General features: G+C 51.2%; 19 protein-coding genes and 2 tRNA genes. 19 read left to right on the top strand and 2 right to left on the bottom strand.

Annotation, left to right across the window (positions count from 1 at the left end; translation table 11 throughout):
- The coding region (locus ACO0LF_RS13480) for a hypothetical protein (protein ID WP_423014662.1) at nt 1-193 on the top strand (193 nt) is incomplete at its 5' end.
- 692 nt (nt 194-885) lie between these two features.
- On the opposite strand, the gene paaX is transcribed toward ACO0LF_RS13480, so the two are convergent.
- On the bottom strand, nt 886-1,806 hold the full coding sequence (gene paaX, locus ACO0LF_RS13475) for a phenylacetic acid degradation operon negative regulatory protein PaaX (protein WP_423014660.1): 921 nt from the start codon (nt 1,804-1,806) through the stop codon (nt 886-888).
- Nucleotides 1,807-1,997: 191 nt separating this feature from the next.
- Here paaX and paaA point away from each other — a divergent pair, with 191 nt between their 5' ends.
- The 15 genes from paaA (at nt 1,998) to ACO0LF_RS13400 (ending at nt 17,928) form a co-directional block, all read left to right on the top strand.
- Nucleotides 1,998-2,987 carry a 1,2-phenylacetyl-CoA epoxidase subunit PaaA gene (gene paaA, locus ACO0LF_RS13470; protein ID WP_423014658.1) on the top strand — a complete coding sequence of 330 codons (990 nt, stop codon included), beginning with the start codon at nt 1,998-2,000 and terminating at the stop codon, nt 2,985-2,987.
- A 40-nt stretch (nt 2,988-3,027) separates the two neighbouring features.
- The gene (gene paaB, locus ACO0LF_RS13465; RefSeq protein WP_423014656.1) at nt 3,028-3,312 is read left to right on the top strand and encodes a 1,2-phenylacetyl-CoA epoxidase subunit PaaB; all 285 of its coding nucleotides are present in this window, start codon (nt 3,028-3,030) and stop codon (nt 3,310-3,312) included.
- Nucleotides 3,313-3,359: 47 nt separating this feature from the next.
- A complete protein-coding gene (gene paaC / locus ACO0LF_RS13460) occupies nt 3,360-4,115 on the top strand; it encodes a 1,2-phenylacetyl-CoA epoxidase subunit PaaC (RefSeq protein WP_423014654.1) in 756 nt (251 codons plus the stop codon).
- A complete protein-coding gene (paaD, locus tag ACO0LF_RS13455; RefSeq protein WP_423008485.1) occupies nt 4,109-4,630 on the top strand; it encodes a 1,2-phenylacetyl-CoA epoxidase subunit PaaD in 522 nt (173 codons plus the stop codon). Before paaC ends, paaD begins: the two co-directional genes overlap by 7 nt.
- A gap of 33 nt (nt 4,631-4,663) precedes the next feature.
- Complete coding sequence (gene paaE, locus ACO0LF_RS13450) at nt 4,664-5,740, top strand: 1,2-phenylacetyl-CoA epoxidase subunit PaaE (RefSeq protein ID WP_423014652.1); 1,077 nt, start codon at nt 4,664-4,666, stop codon at nt 5,738-5,740.
- Nucleotides 5,741-6,544 (top strand): 2-(1,2-epoxy-1,2-dihydrophenyl)acetyl-CoA isomerase PaaG, encoded by an 804-nt coding sequence (gene paaG / locus ACO0LF_RS13445; RefSeq protein ID WP_423014650.1) that lies wholly within the window; start codon nt 5,741-5,743, stop codon nt 6,542-6,544.
- 28 nt (nt 6,545-6,572) lie between these two features.
- Complete coding sequence (gene paaI, locus ACO0LF_RS13440) at nt 6,573-7,055, top strand: hydroxyphenylacetyl-CoA thioesterase PaaI (RefSeq protein WP_423014648.1); 483 nt, start codon at nt 6,573-6,575, stop codon at nt 7,053-7,055.
- Between the two features lie 60 nt (nt 7,056-7,115).
- Nucleotides 7,116-8,456 (top strand): phenylacetate--CoA ligase PaaK, encoded by a 1,341-nt coding sequence (gene paaK / locus ACO0LF_RS13435; protein ID WP_423014646.1) that lies wholly within the window; start codon nt 7,116-7,118, stop codon nt 8,454-8,456.
- 37 nt (nt 8,457-8,493) lie between these two features.
- Entirely contained in the window at nt 8,494-9,696 is a 1,203-nt protein-coding gene (pcaF, locus tag ACO0LF_RS13430) for a 3-oxoadipyl-CoA thiolase (RefSeq protein WP_423014644.1), read from the top strand.
- A gap of 15 nt (nt 9,697-9,711) precedes the next feature.
- Entirely contained in the window at nt 9,712-10,311 is a 600-nt protein-coding gene (locus ACO0LF_RS13425) for a phenylacetic acid degradation protein PaaY (protein ID WP_423014642.1), read from the top strand.
- 30 nt (nt 10,312-10,341) lie between these two features.
- Nucleotides 10,342-12,387 carry a phenylacetic acid degradation bifunctional protein PaaZ gene (paaZ, locus tag ACO0LF_RS13420; RefSeq protein ID WP_423014640.1) on the top strand — a complete coding sequence of 682 codons (2,046 nt, stop codon included), beginning with the start codon at nt 10,342-10,344 and terminating at the stop codon, nt 12,385-12,387.
- A 252-nt stretch (nt 12,388-12,639) separates the two neighbouring features.
- The gene (locus ACO0LF_RS13415; RefSeq protein WP_423014638.1) at nt 12,640-15,474 is read left to right on the top strand and encodes an ATP-binding protein; all 2,835 of its coding nucleotides are present in this window, start codon (nt 12,640-12,642) and stop codon (nt 15,472-15,474) included.
- A 173-nt stretch (nt 15,475-15,647) separates the two neighbouring features.
- On the top strand, nt 15,648-17,531 hold the full coding sequence (locus ACO0LF_RS13410) for a potassium transporter Kup (protein ID WP_423014636.1): 1,884 nt from the start codon (nt 15,648-15,650) through the stop codon (nt 17,529-17,531).
- A gap of 57 nt (nt 17,532-17,588) precedes the next feature.
- A tRNA-Arg gene (locus ACO0LF_RS13405) sits at nt 17,589-17,665 on the top strand.
- Nucleotides 17,666-17,851: 186 nt separating this feature from the next.
- Nucleotides 17,852-17,928 (top strand) — tRNA-Arg (locus tag ACO0LF_RS13400).
- A gap of 107 nt (nt 17,929-18,035) precedes the next feature.
- Here the strand turns inward: ACO0LF_RS13400 and ACO0LF_RS13395 are convergent.
- The gene (locus ACO0LF_RS13395; RefSeq protein ID WP_423014634.1) at nt 18,036-18,434 is read right to left on the bottom strand and encodes a thioredoxin family protein; all 399 of its coding nucleotides are present in this window, start codon (nt 18,432-18,434) and stop codon (nt 18,036-18,038) included.
- Nucleotides 18,435-18,535: 101 nt separating this feature from the next.
- Here ACO0LF_RS13395 and tsaB point away from each other — a divergent pair, with 101 nt between their 5' ends.
- From tsaB to ACO0LF_RS13380, 3 genes are read left to right on the top strand one after another with little or no spacing between them, the layout of a single operon-like run.
- A complete protein-coding gene (tsaB, locus tag ACO0LF_RS13390) occupies nt 18,536-19,237 on the top strand; it encodes a tRNA (adenosine(37)-N6)-threonylcarbamoyltransferase complex dimerization subunit type 1 TsaB (protein WP_423014632.1) in 702 nt (233 codons plus the stop codon).
- A gap of 11 nt (nt 19,238-19,248) precedes the next feature.
- A complete protein-coding gene (gene rimI / locus ACO0LF_RS13385; RefSeq protein WP_423014630.1) occupies nt 19,249-19,713 on the top strand; it encodes a ribosomal protein S18-alanine N-acetyltransferase in 465 nt (154 codons plus the stop codon).
- Nucleotides 19,713-20,666, top strand: a complete 954-nt coding sequence (locus ACO0LF_RS13380; protein WP_423014628.1) for a uracil-DNA glycosylase — start codon at nt 19,713-19,715, stop codon at nt 20,664-20,666. The genes rimI and ACO0LF_RS13380 overlap by 1 nt, the downstream gene beginning before the upstream one ends.
- Nucleotides 20,667-20,670: the final 4 nt, after the last annotated feature.

The following is a 20,670-nucleotide window of genomic DNA, read 5'->3' as shown; positions in this document are numbered from 1 at the left end:
GAACAGGACCGTGAAACGATTACGCGCCAATGATAGTGCTGCAACCAGTGTGAAAGTAGGTTATCGTCAGGCTTTTATTCTGCAGACCCCCGCTCATTTAATTGAGTGGGGGTTTTGCTTTTGCGCGCACGGAAAAATCACACAAAAACAAGATCAAAATCAAGGTCAAGACCTCTCAACACAGAGGCACTGAGACACAGAGTCGCACTGAGAAAGACAAGAAAAACAAAAGAACAGCAAAAACATGAGACATCTCTGCTTTGACTCTGTGGCTTTGGCTTTGATTTCAATCCTGGACATGGTTTTTAAGAGCCTGGTCTTCAATTCGACAAAGTAGGGTGCGCTTTGCGCACCACCGTTTCATCGATCAAGTGCGGTCTCGATCACACAACACGGACGATCAACCAACGACGCTAGGCTCCAGCCTGCGCTGGAGCGACGGTTGTGGGGCTCATTCTCTTATGACCTGGACGGCTGGCTACCAGCATTGACAGTACGATCGGTGATGCTGCGTTCAAATCTTTGCGTCCGCATGCGTGCGTATTTCAACGCAAAACCTTCGCATCGTCGCTCCTGCGCAGGCAGGAGCCTAGTGGCGTTCGTGGATCACAGCGATGTTGGATTTGATGAGATGGGCGCAAAAACTAATATAGCAGGGAAGTTGAACGGCATGCGTAGTGCGGCATGCCGTTCACCTGCGTAACGAAGGCTGCTTACAAGTAGCCTTTCCTTTCTCTGTGAGGTCTTAAAGGATAAAAACTTGCACGTACAAATCCGTGTACAAGCAATCTTCCATTCGCTATGTCGAGAGGCCTTGAGATTTTAAGATGAATACTCAGCCTTCAGCATTACAAAAGCCGGAGAGCAGAATTGCTGGCTCAGCTCTTAAAACAAGCCGCCAAACCTTTCCTGCAAACTAAGCCCATTTTTTTTGCTGTGCTCAGGATCCAGTGCCTGGCTCAGTAAGTCTTCAGCTGGTCTGAAGCAAGCCTGGTACAGGTCGCGGCAAAGTCGGTATGCCTCGTCACCTAGCCAGCCAGCAGGACGAAGTGCCGGGGGCAAATTAGGGTCATGCAATTGAGTGCGTCGAAAGCTGTGTATCAACAGGCTACGAATAACAAAAGCAGCATGTTCAGGAAGATGCTGTCCTTGTACCAGTTTTTTTAGAGGTGAGAATACTTCAATAAAATTCTTGTAGGCGATATTCACTTCATCGAGTTGCCAGTGGCTGGCAATCAAGGATGGTAGCGGGCGGGCATTGGGCAAATTCAAATCGCTGGTACGACATACTGTGCATAATCCAGCAAAGCCGTTGCGCCCAAGCACATTCTGTAAGGCGGCAGTATCTGCCTGGGGATGGGCAAATACCCCGGCATTGATCATGCGAAAACCTTCCCACAGCAATTCTTTTTTCAGACTGGCTTTATTGCCCGTTGATGCATCGTCACCGCTCATGATGACCAGTGTCCAGTAATGATCCCACTTGCCAGTATGGGGCACGTATACCCGCTTATAAGCATGCTGGAACCTGGCATAGCTAGCTGTCGCCAATTGATATGTGCTGCGCCGCCCATCCCGCTTTGCTTCCAGCCAGCCTTCTTCGGCCAGCCTGAACACACTGGTGCGTACTAATCTGTCATTAATGTCAAAATGACTCATTAATGAGATTAAACTACCTAGCCATATCGTACCGCCATGCGGGGCAATGGCATCGCCAAATACCGTCATCACCAGGGACTTTGCCCGTGGCGGATTATTGATGAGTTGTTGGTCTATCCAGGTTTGGATGGCAGTGCTAGTCTGCATGCGGCTGTGCGAGTATGTATATTTGTTGTTGTTTAGATTTTACCTATTGTGTAGCTCATCAAGGGTGAAAATCCTGGTAAAAAATCAAAATGATACAAAAAAACTTCAACGTCAATAAAAACTGTATCATATAATTGTTTGACGCAGATCAATCTTCCATGTTCGTATCTTCAGATGCCTAGGAGTGTTTCATGTATGCACAATTAGTCGAGACCGGCTTGAGCAAACTCAAAACTGCAGAAGAGTTGAGCGATGCCGAGCGTGCTTTCCAGGAACGTATCGACGCTGGTATCCGTATTGAAGCCAAAGACTGGATGCCAGACGCCTATAGAAAAACCCTGATACGGCAAATCTCCCAGCATGCGCATTCCGAAATCGTTGGTCAACTGCCCGAAGGCAACTGGGTCACGCGCGCACCTACTTTAAAACGCAAAGCCATCTTGCTGGCAAAAATCCAGGATGAGGCAGGGCACGGTCTGTACCTTTACAGCGCTGCCGAAACTCTGGGTGTGTCACGCGATGAATTGCTGGCCGACTTGCATTCCGGTAAAGCCAAGTATTCTAGCATCTTCAATTACCCAACCCTCAGTTGGGCGGATATGGGAGCAATAGGCTGGCTGGTTGATGGCTCAGCCATCATCAACCAGATACCTTTGTGCCGTTGTTCTTACGGCCCGTATTCACGCGCCATGATACGTGTTTGCAAGGAAGAATCCTTCCATGCGCGCCAGGGCTACGACATCATGATGACACTGTGCCGCGGCACCACAGAACAAAAAGCCATGGCGCAAGATGCATTGAATCGTTACTGGTGGCCAGCGCTGATGATGTTTGGCCCCTCTGATGCTGCATCGGTGAATAGTGCCCAATCCGCTCAGTGGCGTATCAAGCTTTTTTCCAATGATGAATTGCGCCAGCGCATGGTAGACCAGACGGTGCCGCAGATAGAATACCTGGGTCTACAATTGCCTGATCCGGCCATCAAATGGAATGAAGAACGCGGCCATTATGATTTTGGTGAAATCAACTGGGAAGAGTTTTACCAGGTCTTGAAAGGCAATGGCCCCTGTAACCGTGAACGCCTGCGTACCCGCGTCAAGGCGTATGACGATGGTGCATGGTTCCGTGATGCCTTGCAGGCGCATGCAGATAAGCAGCGAGAAAATAAAAGAAGCGCATAAAAAAGTACATAAGAAGAAATAAGAGAGCAGGAGACAGATCATGAGCAAAGAATGGCCCTTATGGGAAGTATTCATCCGCAGCCAGCACGGCCTGGCGCACAAGCATGTAGGCAGCCTGCATGCACCGGATGCAGAAATGGCGATCAACCATGCGCGTGATGTCTATACGCGCCGCAATGAAGGCGTCAGCATCTGGGTGGTGAGAGCCGGTGATATTTCTGCCAGCAGCCCCGGCGATAAAGAAGCCCTGTTTGAACCATCGAACAGCAAGGTATATCGTCATCCAACCTTCTTCCCCATGCCCGATGAAGTCAAGAATCTGTAATTAAACTCTGTCTACACATCATAGCTAAATAATTCTGGAGAACTGAGATGTCGGAGGATAAGTTCAATCATGTTTTGCGTCTGGCAGACCATGTCATGATACTCAGCCAGCGCCTGTCGCAATGGTGTGGCAAAGGGCCTGCGCTGGAAGAAGACATGGCATTGACCAATGTTGCTCTTGACCTAATAGGCCAGGCGAGATTGTGGTACGCCTATGCGACAGAACTGGAAGGCAAGGACCGTACAGAAGATGATCTGGCGTTCTTGCGTGATGCCCACGACTTTCACAATTTTTTATTGCTCGAACAGCCGAACGGCACTTATGCCGATACCCTGATGCGGCAATTTTTATTTGATACCTGGCATTACCATTATCTGCAGGCACTGAAACAGTCCACTGATCAGCAGATTGCTGCCATCGCAGAAAAATCACTGAAAGAAGTCACTTACCATTTGCGTCGCAGTAGCGACCTGGTGGTACGTCTTGGTGATGGTACTGCATTGAGCCAGCAAATGATGCAGGCCGCTCTGGAAGAATTGTGGCGCTTCACTGGCGAAATGTTCATGGACGATGAGCTTGATATCGCCATGCACGCGTCAGGCTTAGCCCCATTGCCCTCCGAGTTGAAAGTCGCCTGGGATACCCATCTGGCCGATGTCATGCATGCCGCCACCTTGCGGCTGCCGGATGCCAATAGCTGGATGCAAAAGGGCGGCAAGCAAGGTGTGCATACTGAACACATGGGTTACCTGCTGGCAGAAATGCAGTTCCTGCAGCGGGCCTATCCGGGGGCGCAATGGTAGTCTCATCAACTGATACGCCAGTTGCGAGTGCCGCTCAGATCTGGCAATGGCTGGGTGAGGTCAGTGACCCTGAAATTCCAGTCATTTCAGTAACGGACCTGGGCATTATCCGTGCAGTTGAATGGCAGGGAGGCGAATGTGTCATCACGATTACGCCCACTTATTCCGGTTGCCCGGCCATGGATGTGATTGCAGAAGAGATAGGCAAGACATTACAGGCGTATGGCATCAAGCCACCCAGCATTGTTTATCAATTATCTCCCGCCTGGAGTACCGACTGGATGACTGAAGCTGGCAAGCAAAAGCTCAGCGGCTATGGCATCGCACCGCCACAGCAACAGGTTGTGGATATTTCCTCCATCCAGCGTTATCGCGAAGTACAGCCAGCCATCGCTTGCCCGCAATGTGGTTCTGCAGATACTCAATTGGTCAGCCAGTTTGGATCAACGGCCTGCAAGGCCCTGTATAAATGCAAGGCTTGCCTGGAACCCTTTGATTACTTCAAACCGCACTGAGCGCATAAGAAAAATAAAAGGAGACGACAATACATGAGCAAATTTTACCCGCTGACAGTCAGCCAGATACGGCCAGAAACCCGTGATGCCGTAGTCTTGAACTTTGCCGTTCCAGCCGATTTGCAGGCGCAGTTTGCCTACCGCGAAGGGCAGCACCTGACCTTGCGCGCAAAGATAGCAGGTGAAGATGTGCGGCGCTCGTACTCTATTTGTTCTGCTGTGCAGGATGGGCAGTTGCAGGTTGCCGTCAAGCGCGTACAGGGCGGCGTATTTTCCAGCTGGGTGCATGATAGCTTGCGCCCTGGTATGGAGATCGAAGTCATGCCTGCCATGGGGCATTTCAATCTGTCGCTGACTGCTGAACATGAAAAACATTATCTCGCATTTGCAGCTGGCAGCGGCATTACGCCTTTGCTATCCATCATCAAGACTACGTTGCAGGCAGAACCGTGCAGCAAATTCACCCTGGTGTATGGCAACCGGGCATCATCGACAGTCATGTTCAAGGAAGAACTGGCGGCACTGAAAGACAGCTATCTGCAACGCCTGAACCTGGTCTACATCATGAGCCGCGAGCAGCAGGATATAGACTTGTTCAATGGTCGCATCACCGCTGAAAAATGCCTGAATTTATTTGATCAATGGATACGCATAGAAGACATGGATGCCGCCTTCATCTGTGGGCCGGAAGGAATGATGCATGCCGTCAGCGCGGCCCTGCAACAGCGCGGGATGTCCAAAGAGCAGATCAAGGTTGAGTTGTTTGCTGCCAGCATACCGGCGCACCGGCATGTCGCCAGCGCCCAGCCTTTGCCAGGTAAATCATCCTGTGCCGTGACGATTATCATGGATGGTCATCACACGCATTTCGACATGGAAAAAGACAAGGAGTCTGTGCTGGATGCCGCCCTGAAGCTGGGGCATGATATGCGTTATTCCTGCAAGGGTGGTGTGTGTTCTACCTGCCGCTCCAAAGTGGTGGAAGGCAAGGTCGATATGGACAGGAATTATGCCCTGGAAGATTATGAAGTGGCACGCGGATTCGTGCTGACCTGCCAGAGCTTCCCGGTCAGCGATACTCTGACACTGGATTTTGATAGCGAGAATTGAATGGACTATTCCCACATCCTGTTTCACATCAGTGACGGCATTGCCCACCTGACCCTGAACCGTCCTGAAAAACTCAATAGTTTCAACGTCGCCATGCATCTGGAAATACAGGATGCACTAGAAAAATTGCGGGCTGACGCTTCGGTACGCGTCATGGTATTAACCGGTGCCGGGCGCGGCTTTTGTGCGGGCCAGGATTTATCTGATCGCGCCGTGAAGGGAGACAATGCGGCAGATGGTGCGCCACCTGACCTGGGTGCATCCGTAGAAAAATATTATGCACCTTTGGTACTTGCCTTGCGGGCCTTGTCCATCCCGGTTATTTGCGCAGTGAATGGTGTAGCAGCTGGTGCTGGTGCCAACCTGCCGCTGGCATGCGACATCGTATTGGCAGCACGTTCAGCCAGTTTTGTTGAAGTGTTTTGCAAGCTGGGCCTGATACCTGATACCGGCGGCACTTATTTCCTGCCACGTGCTTTGGGTACTGCCAGAGCCATGGGTGCAGCCATGCTGGGCGGCAAAATCAGTGCGGAGCAGGCAGAGCAATGGGGTTTGATCTGGAAGTGTGTGGATGATGATCAATTGCAGGCCGAAGCCATGGCTATGGCCACGCATTTTGCATCTGCTCCAACCAAGGGTCTGGCTTTTACCAAGCAGGCAATCTATGCTAGTCCCCAAAATACTTTGGAGCAGCAATTGGTACTGGAAACCAATATGATGCGTGAACTGGGGCAAAGCCAGGATTATCGCGAAGGCGTCGCGGCGTTTATTGAGAAGCGCACACCAAAGTTTGTTGGCAAGTAAGTTTGATCTGCCTGAGGAAAAAACGTAGATGAGCACAGCAACCACGCAATTTGTCAAAGACAGCCAGGACATGGCAGAACTCACTGCTGCTGCCATGTTCGCCAGCGATGCCGCAACGCGTGGCCTGGACATGCAGATAGTGCATGTAGCTGAAGGGACAGCAACACTCAGCATGTTGATCAGGCCTGACATGCTGAACGGGCATAAGACCTGCCACGGCGGTTATTTGTTTACTCTGGCTGACAGCGCTTTTGCCTTTGCCTGCAATAGCCGCAATCAGGTGACTGTTGCTGCCGGCTGCAGCATAGAATTTCTGTCACCAGGGCGCGAAGGTGATGTCATTACGGCGACGGCGACAGAGCAATCACTGACTGGCCGCACCGGCATTTACGATACGCGTCTGACTAATCAGCATGGCCAATTGATCGCGCTGTTCCGTGGCAAGTCGCATAAACTGAATGCGGAAGTTGTACCGGGTCTGGTATTGCAGGGAAACGCAATTCCAAATTGAACTTGTGTTTATCCATCAATCATAGAAAAGAAATCAGGATAAGTGAGCGGGAGACAAAACATGGCAGACAACACAGACAGAAAAACACACGTAAAAAAAACTGCGGGTCTGGATGCAATAGAAACGGCAAGCCAGGATGAACTCCAGGCGCTGCAATTGCAGCGCCTGAAATGGACCTTGCAACACGTCTATAACAACGTCCCGCATTACCGCAGCAGTTTTGATGCAGCGGGCGTACACCCTGATGATTTGAAAACCCTGGCTGATCTGGCGAAGTTTCCTTTCACTGGCAAGAAGGATTTACGCGACAACTATCCCTTCGGCATGTTTGCCGTACCACGTGAAAAAGTGGTGAGGGTGCATGCATCCAGCGGCACCACAGGTAAACCGACGGTGGTTGGTTATACGCAAAAAGATATTGATCATTGGGCAGGCCTGGTGGCACGCTCTATCCGTGCTGCTGGTGGCCGTACTGGTGATATCGTGCAAGTCTCTTATGGTTATGGCCTGTTCACCGGTGGCCTGGGTGCGCATTATGGCGCAGAGCGCCTCGGTTGTACTGTCATCCCCATGTCTGGTGGCCAGACAGAAAAACAGGTGCAACTGATACAGGATTTTCAACCATCCATTATCATGGTCACGCCTTCTTACATGCTCAATATCATAGAAGAACTGACGCGCCAGGGCATAGATGCCGCCAATACCTCCCTGCGGATAGGGATCTTTGGTGCCGAACCATGGACAGATGCCATGCGCGGTGAAATCGAAATGCGTGCCGGTATTGATGCCGTTGATATCTATGGTTTGTCAGAAGTCATGGGGCCAGGCGTCGCCAGTGAATGCTTAGAAAGCAAAGATGGCCCAGTGATCTGGGAAGACCATTTTTATCCAGAGATCATCAATCCTGAAACTGGCGAAGTCTTGCCCGATGGCGAAGAAGGCGAACTGGTATTTACCTCACTGAGCAAGGAAGCTTTTCCCGTCATACGCTATCGTACCCGCGACCTGACACGCTTACTGCCACCGACTTCAAGATCTATGCGCCGCATGGGCAAGATCACTGGCCGCTCTGACGACATGCTCATCATCCGTGGTGTGAATTTATTTCCCACGCAAGTCGAAGAACTGATACTCAAGCACCCGCAACTGGCACCGCAATATCAACTGGTGGTGACGCGTGAAGCTCATATGGACAAGCTAGCTATCGTGGCAGAACTACGGCCTGAAGTATCAGGTACTTTGTCAGAGCAGGACGTGCAGCAATTGCAGCAGCAGCTTGAACATCATATCAAAACCTTTATTGGCGTCAGTTGTCATGTCAGCATATTGCCAGCCAATAGCATAGAACGCACCATGGTCGGCAAAGCCAGGCGTGTAGTGGATAATCGCCCAAAGACTTGAGCATTCAAAGTAAATAAAATAAAAGGAAGACAAAAATATGGAAGCATGGATATGCGATGCAGTCAGGACTCCATTCGCCCGCTACGGTGGTGCCATGGCCAGCATACGTACTGATGACCTGGCGGCCTTGCCGATCAAGGCATTGATAGAACGCAATGCCAGCGTAGACTGGAAAATGGTTGATGATGTGTATTATGGTTGTGCCAACCAGGCCGGCGAAGATAACCGCAATGTCGGTCGCATGGCTGCACTGTTGGCAGGCTTGCCGGTAGACGTGCCCGCCAATACCATCAACCGGCTGTGTGGTTCCAGTCTGGATGCCATAGGCATAGGCGGGCGTGCCATCAAGTCAGGTGAAGCCTCGCTGATCATCGCTGGTGGTGTAGAGAGCATGACGCGTGCACCCTTTGTCATGGCTAAGGCCGACAGTGCTTTTTCACGTGCAGCTAAAATAGAAGATACCACCATAGGCTGGCGTTTTGTGAATGCCTTGATGAAGGCAAAATACGGCATAGATTCCATGCCGGAAACCGCAGAAAACGTGGCCGAACAATTTGGCATTAATCGTGCTGACCAGGATGCCTTTGCCCTGCGCAGCCAGCAACGCTGGGCCGCTGCCCACGCTGCCGGTTTTTTTGCCGGAGAAATTATCCCCGTCAGTATCCCGCAAAAAAAGGGTGACGCCATTTTGTTCACTACCGATGAACACCCACGTCCAGATACAGATATCGCCATGCTGACCCGTCTGAAAGGCGTGGTCAAGCCAGATGGTACAGTCACTGCTGGCAATGCATCCGGCGTCAACGACGGCGCCTGCGCCTTGTTGCTGGCATCCGATGCGGCAGTAAAACAGCATGGCCTGACACCACGTGCCCGTATCGTGGGTATGGCGACAGCTGGCCTGGCTCCACGCATCATGGGCTTTGGCCCTTCACCAGCAACCCGTAAACTGCTGGCGCAGACAGGTTTGAATCTGGAGCAGATGGATGTCATAGAACTTAATGAAGCCTTTGCGGCACAGGGTCTGGCAGTCACGCGTGACCTTGGCCTGGCGGATGATGCAGCACATGTTAATCCAAATGGTGGAGCGATAGCGATAGGCCATCCACTGGGCGCATCTGGTGCGCGCCTGGTCACTACAGCACTGAATCAGCTGGAACGTATCAATGGCCGTTACGCCCTGTGTACCATGTGCATAGGCGTAGGGCAGGGTATTGCCCTCATCATAGAACGGGCCTGAAGTTAAGGAAGCGGCATGACTATATATGCAATCGATGGCCTGATACCTGTGGTGCACCCCAGCGCCTATATACATCCCAGCGCCACGCTGATAGGCGATGTGATCGTCGGGCCTGGCTGTTATATAGGCCCATCTGCCAGCTTGCGTGGTGACTTTGGCCGCATTGTTCTCGAAGAAGGTGCGAATGTGCAGGATACCTGTGTCATCCATGGTTTCCCCGATAGCGACACCGTGGTAGAGCTGGATGGGCATATCGGCCATGGCGCGGTATTGCATGGCTGCCGCATAGGTAAAAACGCCATGGTAGGTATGAATGCCGTGATCATGGACAAGGCAGTTATTGGTGAATCTTCGATCGTTGCTGCCATGTCCTTTGTCAAGGCCGGTATGGACGTGCCGCCACGCAGCCTGGTCATGGGCGCACCGGCACGCATTGCGCGTGCCTTGCGTGATGAAGAAATCGCCTGGAAGACCGAAGGCACGGCGCAATACCATGCACTCACCAGACGCTCACTCGCCAGCATGCAGGAAGTGGAAGCGCTGACTGCCGTAGAAGAAAACCGCCCGCGTATTGCGCTGGCAGCAGGCTTGCCAATTTATGGCACCAAGTCTTGAGTCATTGATCTTTTAAATAAAGAGTAGCCCATGAAAATTTTGCAAAGCTGGATAGCCGGTGTATGGACAGGTACAGAAGCGCAACAAGTCTTGTATAGCGCCATTGATGGCAGTGCGATTTACGCCAGCCATGCCGAAGCCCTGGACTTTGGCGCAGCGCTGGCTTATGCAAGGCAGACTGGCCTGAAAAATTTGCTGGCGCTGGACTTTCAGCAACGTGCCGCCATCTTGCGCACTCTGGCCAAATACCTGACTGAACACAAGGAAGAGCTATACGCTATTTCATCCCACACCGGCGCAACCCGTAGCGATAGCTGGATAGATATAGAAGGTGGTGCAGGTACCGTATTTGCCTATGCCAGCATAGGCACGAATGAATTTCCGTCCGGGAATGTTGTGCATGAGGGCCCCGCCATGCCTTTGGGTAAGCAAGGACATTTTTCTGGCACGCACATTCTTGTGCCGCGTCAGGGGGTGGCAGTGCATATCAATGCCTTCAATTTTCCAGTCTGGGGTTTACTGGAAAAATTTGCGCCCAGCTTTTTGGCGGGCATGCCTTGCATAGTCAAACCGGCGACTGCAACATCGTATCTGACCGAGGCACTGGTCAGGCAAATTCATGCGAGTGGCTTGCTGCCCGAGGGCAGTTTGCAACTGATCATCGGTTCTACTGGCAACTTGCTCGACTTGCTGGAAGAAACTGACGTTGTCACCTTCACCGGTTCTGCAGCCACGGCAGCGCAGCTGAAGGTGCATCCAAATATCGTGCGCCGTGCTATCCCCTTCAATGCCGAAGCCGATTCACTGAATTGCGCGATACTCGGGCCGGATGTCACGGTTGATGATGAAGAGCTGGATCTGTACGTCAAAGAAGTTGTGCGTGAAATGACAGCCAAGGCCGGGCAAAAATGTACTGCCATACGCAGGGCCTTGGTGCCCGCTGCGCAACTGGATGTGGTGGCAGAAAAAGTCCGCGCCAGACTGGAAAAAACCATCGTCGGTGATCCACGTCTTGAAGGCGTGCGCATGGGGCCGCTGGCCAGCCGCGCACAGCAGCATGATGTACTTGCCAGTATTGAGCAACTGGCATCAGGCAATCAAATTATCTGCGGTGGCACTGTGCCTGCGCAATTGCAGGGTGAAGGACTGGAGCAGGGGGCTTTCGTCTCCCCGACGCTGATCGTCTGCCTCCAGCCTATGGAAAATTCAGCAGTACACGAGATAGAAGCCTTCGGTCCGGTAACCACCCTGATGCCTTACAAGGATATGCAAGAAGCCCTGGCGCTGGCTGCAAAGGGTTGTGGCAGTCTGGTAGCTACCCTGGTCACCAAGGACCCGCATATCGCTGCCATGGCGATACCGCATATGGCAGCACGGCATGGTCGCCTCATGATCTTGAATGCAGAATCAGCACCGGAATCAACCGGCCATGGTTCGCCCTTGCCGCAATTGAAGCATGGCGGCCCTGGCCGTGCTGGTGGTGGTGAAGAACTGGGCGGCAGCCGCGCGGTCAAACACTATCTGCAAAGGGCTGCTGTCCAGGGCTCACCTACCATGCTGTCTGCAGTGACGGCAGAACATGTGCGTGGTGCGGCTGTGCTGGAATCTGACATTCATCCTTTCCGCCGTTATTTTGAAGATTTGCAGATAGGTATGTCTCTGCTGACCCACAGGCGCACAGTCAGCGAAGCCGATATCGTTGCCTTCGGTGGTTTGTCGGGCGATTTTTTCTACATGCATTTTGATGAGATTGCTGCCAGGGAAAGCCCCTTCGGCAAGCGTATCGCGCATGGTTATTTCGTATTGTCAGCGGCTGCTGGTTTATTTGTGTCTCCTGCACCTGGCCCTGTCCTGGCCAACTATGGCCTCGATACCCTGCGCTTCATTAAGCCAGTAGGCATAGGTGACACCATACGTGCACGCCTGACCTGCAAGCGCAAGATAGACAGGCAAAAGAAAGATGCCAAAGGCTTGGGGCAGGGTGTGGTGGCCTGGGATGTGGAAGTGACTAACCAGGATAATGAACTGGTGGCGTCCTACGATATTCTGACCCTGGTAGCTAAAAGACAGGAGTGAGTTTGCCTTATACGCGAGTCAATGTTAACTAAAATTTAATCTAATGCTTTAGCGAAATATCATAAACCCATGCTTAAACATTGTGCATGGGTTTTTTTATTCCATTCACGGCATCGTTTTGTAAATATTGTTCAAAAGCAGTGCGTAATTGATGGATAAGCTCAGGATAAACTTCAAATTTCCTATTGATCTGATACTATTTCTCTAATATCCAGAATCTGAAAATCATCCACCCATAACACTGTTCATCCCATGGAAATGCTCGTTACGAATGACGAAGTCAAGCAATGGGAATGCGAACTGCCTGGTTTGCAGGGGCTGGAATTACTGGATATGCATTTGCGCCTGGCTTGGCATTTACGCCAGCGCGACACCTCCCGTGCGCTCTATCTGGCTGAAGCTGCAGAGCATTTGCTGAGCACACTGTATCCCGCTTATCTTGACACGAATTCTGGTAGTGAGCAATTCAAGCTCATGCGTACCAGGCTGGTCTTAGTCAGGGCTGAAGCGGCATGGTTGTACGGCGAATTTGACAAGTCATGGCAGTTGTCCGAGTTGGCCTTGCAGTTGGCTGAAAACTGTGAAACTGACGAAGCCGCAAAAGCAGCAGCGGATGCCCATTATTTGCTCGCTTGCGTAGGTTTGCAAAAAGGGGAAATCCCGGTAGTTGAAGTGCAAATTGGCCTGGCCATGCAGTTTGCCCGTAAGGCTCAAGATAATATGCGTGTGACGGTTGCTGAGTCTTTGCTGGCAAATCAAATGGTCTTGCGTAACCTGCCTTTTGCGTTGGAGCGCTGGGGGGCCGGTCGCAACCCGGAAATCCAGTGTGATGATCCCGTCATGCGTAGTTATATCAATGAATTTTTGATTTATACCTATTCTCTGACCAGCGATTTCGGGCAGTCTGCTGCGCGTGGTATACAGGTATTTGAATTCGCTGAAAACCATGGGCAAAAGCGGCGCATGATCAATGTCGCCAGCAATGTTGGCGATGCCTTCAACAGCATGAGTGATCACCAGTCTGCATTGCAGTGGATACAGGAAGGACTGGATCTGGCCAGGACTGCGGGCTGGCCCAATAGCATTGCCAGTGGACTCATACAAATGTCCGAGACCTTGCGCAGGCTGGGCCGACTCGACGCCGCCAAGGAGATGCTGGAAAATGCCTTGCCCATCTTGGTAAATGTGGTTGGCTCACGCTCGCATTTGCTGGCCCTGCGTTATCTTGGTGATTTGTCACTCGACATGGGCGATTATGCGACTGCCTTGACGAGTTTCCATGAATTGATTTCCTGGGCTGATAAAAAAAATCACCTGGATTTTCGCATAGGTTCGCGCCGTGGTTATGCCAATGCCTTGTCCATGCAGGGCCAGGCCAGGGCGGCATTGGATATTGCGCTGGAAGCGCTGACACTGGCGCGCCAGAGCACAGACAGTTATCGACACATAGAAGTTTTACGCGTGTTGGCAGCCTTACATATGCGCCATAGCTTGCCCGAACCAGCCGAGATGCAGGCCATCAGCGCCTCCTTGCATTACTTGCGTCAGGCGCTGGACATCGCCGGGCGCATCAGCAATTTTACGGTTCCGGCTGAACTCTATGAAGAAGTGGCGAATGCCTATGCTGCCGCGCATGATTTTCAGCGGGCGTATGAGTTTGCCGGGCTAGCCCTGACTGCACGTGAAAAAAACCATAACCGTGAAGCTGCCAATCGTCTGAATGCCATGCAACTCAGTCAGCAAACCGAGCGCATGAAAGCCGAGAGCGAGCATCTGCGTCAATTGGCCGCTGCTGAAGCTCAGCGAGCCGAAGTCTTGCAACAAACCAGCGTCGTGCTGGAAAAACTGGGTACCATAGGCCAGGAGATCACGGCCAGCCTGGATGCGCCCGCCGTGTTTAAAGCACTGAACCGGCATGTGCATGATTTACTGCATGTCACTGCCTTCGTCATTTACTTGATGGATGACGATCAGCAAAGCATGACATCTGCTTATGGCGTAGAAAACGGCGTGCCTATAGAGCCCGACACGGTATACATGGCCAGTGCAGTTTCCAACTCAGTGCGTTGCGTCAGAGAGCGTCGTGAAATTGCCATCGAACTCACGTCCGCAGATGAATTATTGCCAACCTTGATTCCTGGTACGGAGCTGGTGCAGAGCATGTTGTTTGCTCCGCTGATCATCGGCGACAGAATATTGGGGGCCATGACCATACAGTCCTCACGTCAGCATGTCTATGGCGATAGAGAGAAGATGATTTTTCGCTCGCTATGTGCCTATGGCGCTATCGCCCTGGGTAATGCTGATGCCTATTTGCGCCTGCAAAAAACTCAGGAACATTTGCTGGCACAGGAAAAGCTGGCTGCCCTGGGTTCTCTGGTTGCCGGTGTCGCGCATGAACTCAATACTCCCATAGGGAATTGCCTGCTGGTGGCCAGCACTTTGCAAGATGGCAGCCGTTATCTGATAGGCAAACTGGCTGGTCAGACTTTGCGCCGCTCAGACTTGAATAATTTTTGCGAAGAAGTCAAAACTTCGTCAGAAATACTGATGCGTGGTCTCAGCAGCGCAGCTACCCTGGTCAGCAGTTTCAAGCAGGTTGCGGTTGACCGCACCTCTGAGCAAAGGCGCAGTTTTGATTTGCGCCAGGTTTTGCACGATATCATTGCCACCCTGAATATACGCATTACCCAGACTGGCCACAGCATAGAAGTCAATGTGCCGTATAACATCCATATGGATAGTTATCCTGGTTCTTTGGGGCAGGTGATCAGCAACCTGGTAGAAAACTCCCTTTTGCATGCTTTTGATAAAAAGCAGGTGGGCCATATGTGCATCAATGTCACGCAAGTAGACGGACAGCGCGTCCTGATCGAGTTCAGTGATGACGGTGCGGGCATACCTGAAGCCAATCAAAAACGCATCTTCGATCCCTTTTTTACGACTAAACTGGGACAAGGGGGGAGCGGTCTGGGCTTGAATATTTGCTACAACATTGCCACCTCGATTTTGCATGGACAACTCAACGTCAAAAGCAGCCTGGGTTCAGGGACCAGTTTTTATCTGGATTTACCATTACAAGTTTGAATTTTCAAAAACACAAATATTTAAAATGATAGCAGGTCAAAAAAATTGAATTATCAGGAAAAGTCGACGCTTGAATTTGATCCTTGTCAAGCATCCTTTTTTTGTTGCACTTACTTGAAAATCTAATCGAATTCACCTATTGTGCAATGCACCAATAATAACAAGGTACACAATTGGCTAATCAACACACAAAAAGCAGCCTCGCGGGCTTGACCCTGGCTGCTGTCGGCATCGTCTACGGCGATATAGGTACTAGTCCTCTTTACACGATGAAAGAGGTATTTTCAAAAGAACACGGTCTACCACTCAATGAGGCGAATATCTTTGGCGTCGTCTCACTGATACTGTGGGGATTGATCATTATCGTTGCTGTCAAATATGTCACCCTCATACTAAGGGCTGATAATCGTGGTGAAGGCGGTATCATGGCGCTGACTGCTTTGGCGCTAGAATCTGTTGGCAAATCTGCCAAATCACATTTCACCTTACTCGTACTCGGCTTGTTTGGTGCTGCTCTGTTTTACGGTGACGGCGTCATTACTCCAGCAATTTCAGTGTTGTCTGCAATTGAGGGGCTGGAAGTGGCAACGCCTGCATTCACACCTTATGTAGTACCGATTACGCTGGTCGTGCTTTTGCTTTTGTATTCTGTGCAATACAAGGGCACTGCAGGCATAGGCAAGTGGTTCGGTCCCATCATGGTCGTCTGGTTTTTAGTGCTGGCCGGTATGGGGATTTATAACATCGCTAAAATGCCTGGCATTTTATGGGCGCTCAATCCTATGCACGCTATAGCTTTCATGGTCCTTAACAAGGGGCTGGCATTTTTGGCTTTGGGTGCTGTTGTGCTGGCATTTACAGGCGCAGAAGCTCTGTATGCAGATATGGGCCATTTTGGCAGCAAGCCAATTCGTGCTGCCTGGTTCATGATCGTTTTCCCTTCTTTGGGCGTAAATTATCTTGGGCAAGGGGCATTATTGCTGGTCAATCCAGATGCCGCTGGCAATCCGTTTTACCAGCAACTTGGTGCATGGAGCATTTACCCATTGGTGATTTTATCCACGGTGGCGACAGTAATTGCTTCGCAAGCCACGATCTCGGGTACTTTCTCCATGACCAAGCAGGCGATTTCCCTTGGCATTATGCCTAGGATGGAGATTGTCCATACGTCATCGAAAGAAATAGGGCAAATTTACATACCAGCAGTCAATTGGTTGCAGCTGGCTGCAGTTGTTGCAGCTGTGGTGGGGTTTGGTTCATCATCGAGCCTGGCATCTGCTTACGGTATTGCCGTGACAGGAACCATGTTGGTGACGTCACTGCTTACCTTCTTCGTTATTCGCTATGGCTGGAAATACAATCTTATATTGTGCTTCCTCGCCACCGGCTTCTTCTTGTTCATTGATATCTCACTGTTTTCTGCCAACGTGCTGAAATTATTCCATGGCATAGGTGGCTGGTTCCCAGTGATCTTGGGTGTCGTGATGTTTACCCTGATGATGACCTGGAAGCGTGGTCGCGAACTGGTCTTTGATAATCTGAAAAAACATGCGATTCCCCTGGAAGACTTTCTTGAATCCCTGTTTGTCTCTGCACCAATAAGAGTGTCAGGCACGGCAGTATTCTTGCGAGGTGAGGCCGATGGTGTACCGCATGCCTTGTTGCATAATCTGTCGCACAACAAGATTTTGCATGAGCGCGTGATTTTCCTGACTCTGCATAACCGCGAAATCCCCTGGGTAGCCACGTCAGAACGCGTCAGAGTTACTGATCTGGGCAATGCCTGTTTCCAGATTGATGTGTTCTACGGCTTTAAAAACGAACCGGATATTCCAGGTGCCTTGGCCTTGTGTGAACCTTATGGCCTGACGTTTGAACCCATGGAGACTTCTTACTTCATTTCTCGCCAGACCATTATTTCCAGTCCAGGCAGCGGTATGGCGATGTGGCGCGAGAGTGTATTTGTGGCCATGTCGCGCATCGCCCGTGATGCCGCTGACTTTTATCAAATACCGAGCAATAGGGTGATAGAGGTGGGTTCGCAAGTGGAAATCTAAAAACTTGGCACAGGTGCTTATCAAATCAAAATGCCTGTGCTATACTCTTGGTCTTTCGCGGCTGTAGCTCAGCTGGATAGAGTACTTGGCTACGAACCAAGGGGTCGTGGGTTCGATTCCTGCCAGCCGCACCAGATTCAAGGGACTAGATGAAAATCTAGTCCCTTTTGTCTTTTTATCTTCTGCTTTTGATGCTGGAGTTGAATGTCAGGGGATTGCGTTGTGTTGGAAGTGTCTGTATGTGTCTTTTGCTTAAGTTAAAAATAATCTGAGCTTGGGGCTTTCCATTTTTCCTCAGTCCAGCTATAATCTTGTTTTTCGCGGCTGTAGCTCAGCTGGATAGAGTACTTGGCTACGAACCAAGGGGTCGTGGGTTCGATTCCTGCCAGCCGCACCAGATTCAAGGGACTAGATGAAAATCTAGTCCCTTTTGTCTTTTTTGCGCCATGAATGAGTTGCTTGTGTGATCTGCAGCATGTTTGCTGCAGATTTCTTATTGGCTGTTTAGTTGGCGAGTATCAATTCCCTGATATTCCAGTCTACAGGTGCGTCCTGGTTCAGTGCGCTGCGTTTGGCTTGCTGGTTCGGCGCTTCTGCAGTCATCGCCAGGATCATGCGCTGCAACTGGGCTGCGTCAGGCAATACTGTGCCCAGGAAAATTACCTGGTCGCGATGCTGGATCAGGATGGTGGGGAAATTGACTATATCCACTGCATCGACCAGATGGGCCTGGTCTTCTATGTCTATCCAGGCAAAGCATTTGTCTGGATGCTTGTTGGCCAGATCGTCAAAGGAAGCCCTGTAAAAATTGCAGGTATCGCACCAGGCTGCGCACAGGCAGGCGATGAGCCAGTCCTTATTTGCCAGGTTTGTCTTGATTGAGGAAATGTCTTCGGTATTCATAGTCGAGTTCATCATGCAATTTTAAACGAAGTGATGCTTCCTGGTGTGAGCTATGGCAAAGTGCCAGTCTTGAAATCGACGGAACACGGTAAAATACGCGTATGACCAGAATTTTAGCAATTGAAACCTCGACAGAACTTGCCACTGCAGCCTTGTTGACTGACAGTGACATGTTTATCCGCGAACTGAGCGGTGTACAAACCCATTCACAAGGCATTTTGCCCGCCATACAAGCTTTGCTGCTGGAGGCTGGCGTACGCTTGCAGGATTGCGATGCGATTGCCTTTGGCTGTGGCCCGGGTGCCTTTACTGGCATACGCACGGCTTGTGGCATCGTGCAGGGCCTGGCGTATGGAGCAGACCTGCCGGTAGTGCCGGTAGTCAGTTTGCTGGCCATGGCGGAGGCCGCACGAGAGCAAGTCACGGTCAGTGAGTTTGTGTGCATACTCGATGCGCGCATGAATGAAGTGTATTGGGCGCAATATCGTTTGAGCGACGCTGGCTGGCAAGAAATAACTGCCCCAGCGCTGACAAGCCTGGAGGCTGCCCTGGCTGCCATTAGCCTGGAAAATCCGCAACTGGTGTTGGGCAATGGCCTGACTTTGCCTGAGTCTGTGCGATATGCCAGCTTGCTTTGCATGCCACATGCAAAACAGGTGGGTGTGCTCGGACGTGGTGGTTTCAATGCGGGATTGGGTTTGCCAGCTGACCAGGCACAGCCACTATACTTGCGTAATAAAATTGCCCTGACCACGGCTGAGCGTGAGCAAGTCAAGCTCCAGGCTGGCAAAGTGTTGTCGTGATGGATTTGCTGATGGATGCGAATTTGACTATGCCGCCTTATGGCAAGCTCGGTTTTGCCGATATTGACAGTATGCTTAACATAGAAGAGCGGGTATATACCCACCCCTGGTCGCGCGGGAATTTTACCGATTCCTTATCCAGTGGCTATGAGGCTGTTGGTTTCAGGAACACTGAGCAGGATTTGTTCGCCTACTTTGTCGTCATGCCCATACTGGATGAATTACATTTGCTGAATTTTGCGGTAGACCTGCCTTATCAGGGGCAGGGTTATGCAAAATTATTGATGGGCAAATTATTCGCTTATGCGAACGAGCATGCCTATGCTTCTATTTTGCTGGAAGTCAGGCGCAGCAATGTGCGTGCAATCAGTGTGTATGAAGGCGCAGGATTTGCGTCCATAGGCGTGCGCAAGGGCTATTACCCTGCGCATGATCAGCAGCGTGAAGATGCAATTGTGATGCGGAGGATGAGTTAATGCAGGCGTTTGATATCTATAACAGACAAAGAGCCTTGCACGAGCTGGGCCTGGGGCCCATGTGGCTATTGCGCGATGCTGAGCCAGACATGCCTGCGGTCGTAATGGAAACTTCAGAAACTCCAGAAACCGCAGTTGCGCCAGCCTTTGATCATACTCCGCAGCCAGTCGTAGTAAATGCAGCAGCAGAAGTGGCTGCAGCCTGGTCGGAACCTGAAGTGATCGCACCTAAAGACCAGCCAGAAGCCCAGCCAGAAGCCCAGTTCGAAGCGCCTGCATTTGAAAGCAGTCTCGAAGCAGATGACTGGATTGCGCAAGCAATACCCACAGACTTGCCAGTGGAGGAAATACCTTCCGTCAGCCACGAATCCTCTGTCTCCATGCTGTCATGGGACGCATTGCAGCCCATGGTCGAAACTTGCAGGCAATGCGGTTTATGCCAGGGCAGGAAAAAAGCCGTATTTGGCACGGGTGATAAACAGGCTAAATGGTTATTTGTAGGCGAGGGGCCGGGCTATAACGAGAATTTGCAAGGCTTGCCCTTTGTTGGTGCTGCCGGGCAGTTGCTTGACAATATGCTCAAGGCACTTGGTGTGCCGCGTGGTGAGCAAAGCTATATCGCCAATATCGTCAAATGCCGCCCGACTGATGCGCAAGGCAAGGACAGGCCGCCAACTGCGGATGAAATTGCGGCTTGCCTGCCTTATCTGCACAGGCAAATTGCCTTGATACAACCGCAAATCATCGTGGCCTTGGGCAAAACTGCTGCGGTATCGTTGTTGGGCATGGACCTGGAGACGCCAGTCGGACAATTGCGTGGCCGGGTACACCAATTAAAGGGCATACCGGTAGTGGCGACTTATCATCCGGCCTACCTCTTGCGCAAACCGGCAGACAAAGCCAAGGCATGGGCAGATCTGTGCCTGGCCATCAAAGCCCTGTCAGCAAGCTGAATTG

The sequence above is a fragment of the Undibacterium sp. Di27W genome, from assembly GCF_049340345.1.
Lineage (GTDB): Bacteria > Pseudomonadota > Gammaproteobacteria > Burkholderiales > Burkholderiaceae_D > Undibacterium.
The sequence above is the reverse complement of the archived record's forward strand: the minus strand, read 5'-3'. Positions and strand labels throughout refer to the sequence as shown.

Bases quoted from the DNA above. Each gene is read 5' to 3' on its own strand.
- paaX (WP_423014660.1), bottom strand. From the start codon at position 1,806: ATGCAGACTAGCACTGCCATCCAAACCTGGATAGACCAACAACTCATC.
- paaA (WP_423014658.1), top strand. From the start codon at position 1,998: ATGTATGCACAATTAGTCGAGACCGGCTTGAGCAAACTCAAAACTGCA.
- paaB (WP_423014656.1), top strand. From the start codon at position 3,028: ATGAGCAAAGAATGGCCCTTATGGGAAGTATTCATCCGCAGCCAGCAC.
- paaC (WP_423014654.1), top strand. From the start codon at position 3,360: ATGTCGGAGGATAAGTTCAATCATGTTTTGCGTCTGGCAGACCATGTC.
- paaD (WP_423008485.1), top strand. From the start codon at position 4,109: ATGGTAGTCTCATCAACTGATACGCCAGTTGCGAGTGCCGCTCAGATC.
- paaE (WP_423014652.1), top strand. From the start codon at position 4,664: ATGAGCAAATTTTACCCGCTGACAGTCAGCCAGATACGGCCAGAAACC.
- paaG (WP_423014650.1), top strand. From the start codon at position 5,741: ATGGACTATTCCCACATCCTGTTTCACATCAGTGACGGCATTGCCCAC.
- paaI (WP_423014648.1), top strand. From the start codon at position 6,573: ATGAGCACAGCAACCACGCAATTTGTCAAAGACAGCCAGGACATGGCA.
- paaK (WP_423014646.1), top strand. From the start codon at position 7,116: ATGGCAGACAACACAGACAGAAAAACACACGTAAAAAAAACTGCGGGT.
- pcaF (WP_423014644.1), top strand. From the start codon at position 8,494: ATGGAAGCATGGATATGCGATGCAGTCAGGACTCCATTCGCCCGCTAC.
- ACO0LF_RS13425 (WP_423014642.1), top strand. From the start codon at position 9,712: ATGACTATATATGCAATCGATGGCCTGATACCTGTGGTGCACCCCAGC.
- paaZ (WP_423014640.1), top strand. From the start codon at position 10,342: ATGAAAATTTTGCAAAGCTGGATAGCCGGTGTATGGACAGGTACAGAA.
- ACO0LF_RS13415 (WP_423014638.1), top strand. From the start codon at position 12,640: ATGGAAATGCTCGTTACGAATGACGAAGTCAAGCAATGGGAATGCGAA.
- ACO0LF_RS13395 (WP_423014634.1), bottom strand. From the start codon at position 18,434: ATGAATACCGAAGACATTTCCTCAATCAAGACAAACCTGGCAAATAAG.
- tsaB (WP_423014632.1), top strand. From the start codon at position 18,536: ATGACCAGAATTTTAGCAATTGAAACCTCGACAGAACTTGCCACTGCA.
- rimI (WP_423014630.1), top strand. From the start codon at position 19,249: ATGGATGCGAATTTGACTATGCCGCCTTATGGCAAGCTCGGTTTTGCC.
- ACO0LF_RS13380 (WP_423014628.1), top strand. From the start codon at position 19,713: ATGCAGGCGTTTGATATCTATAACAGACAAAGAGCCTTGCACGAGCTG.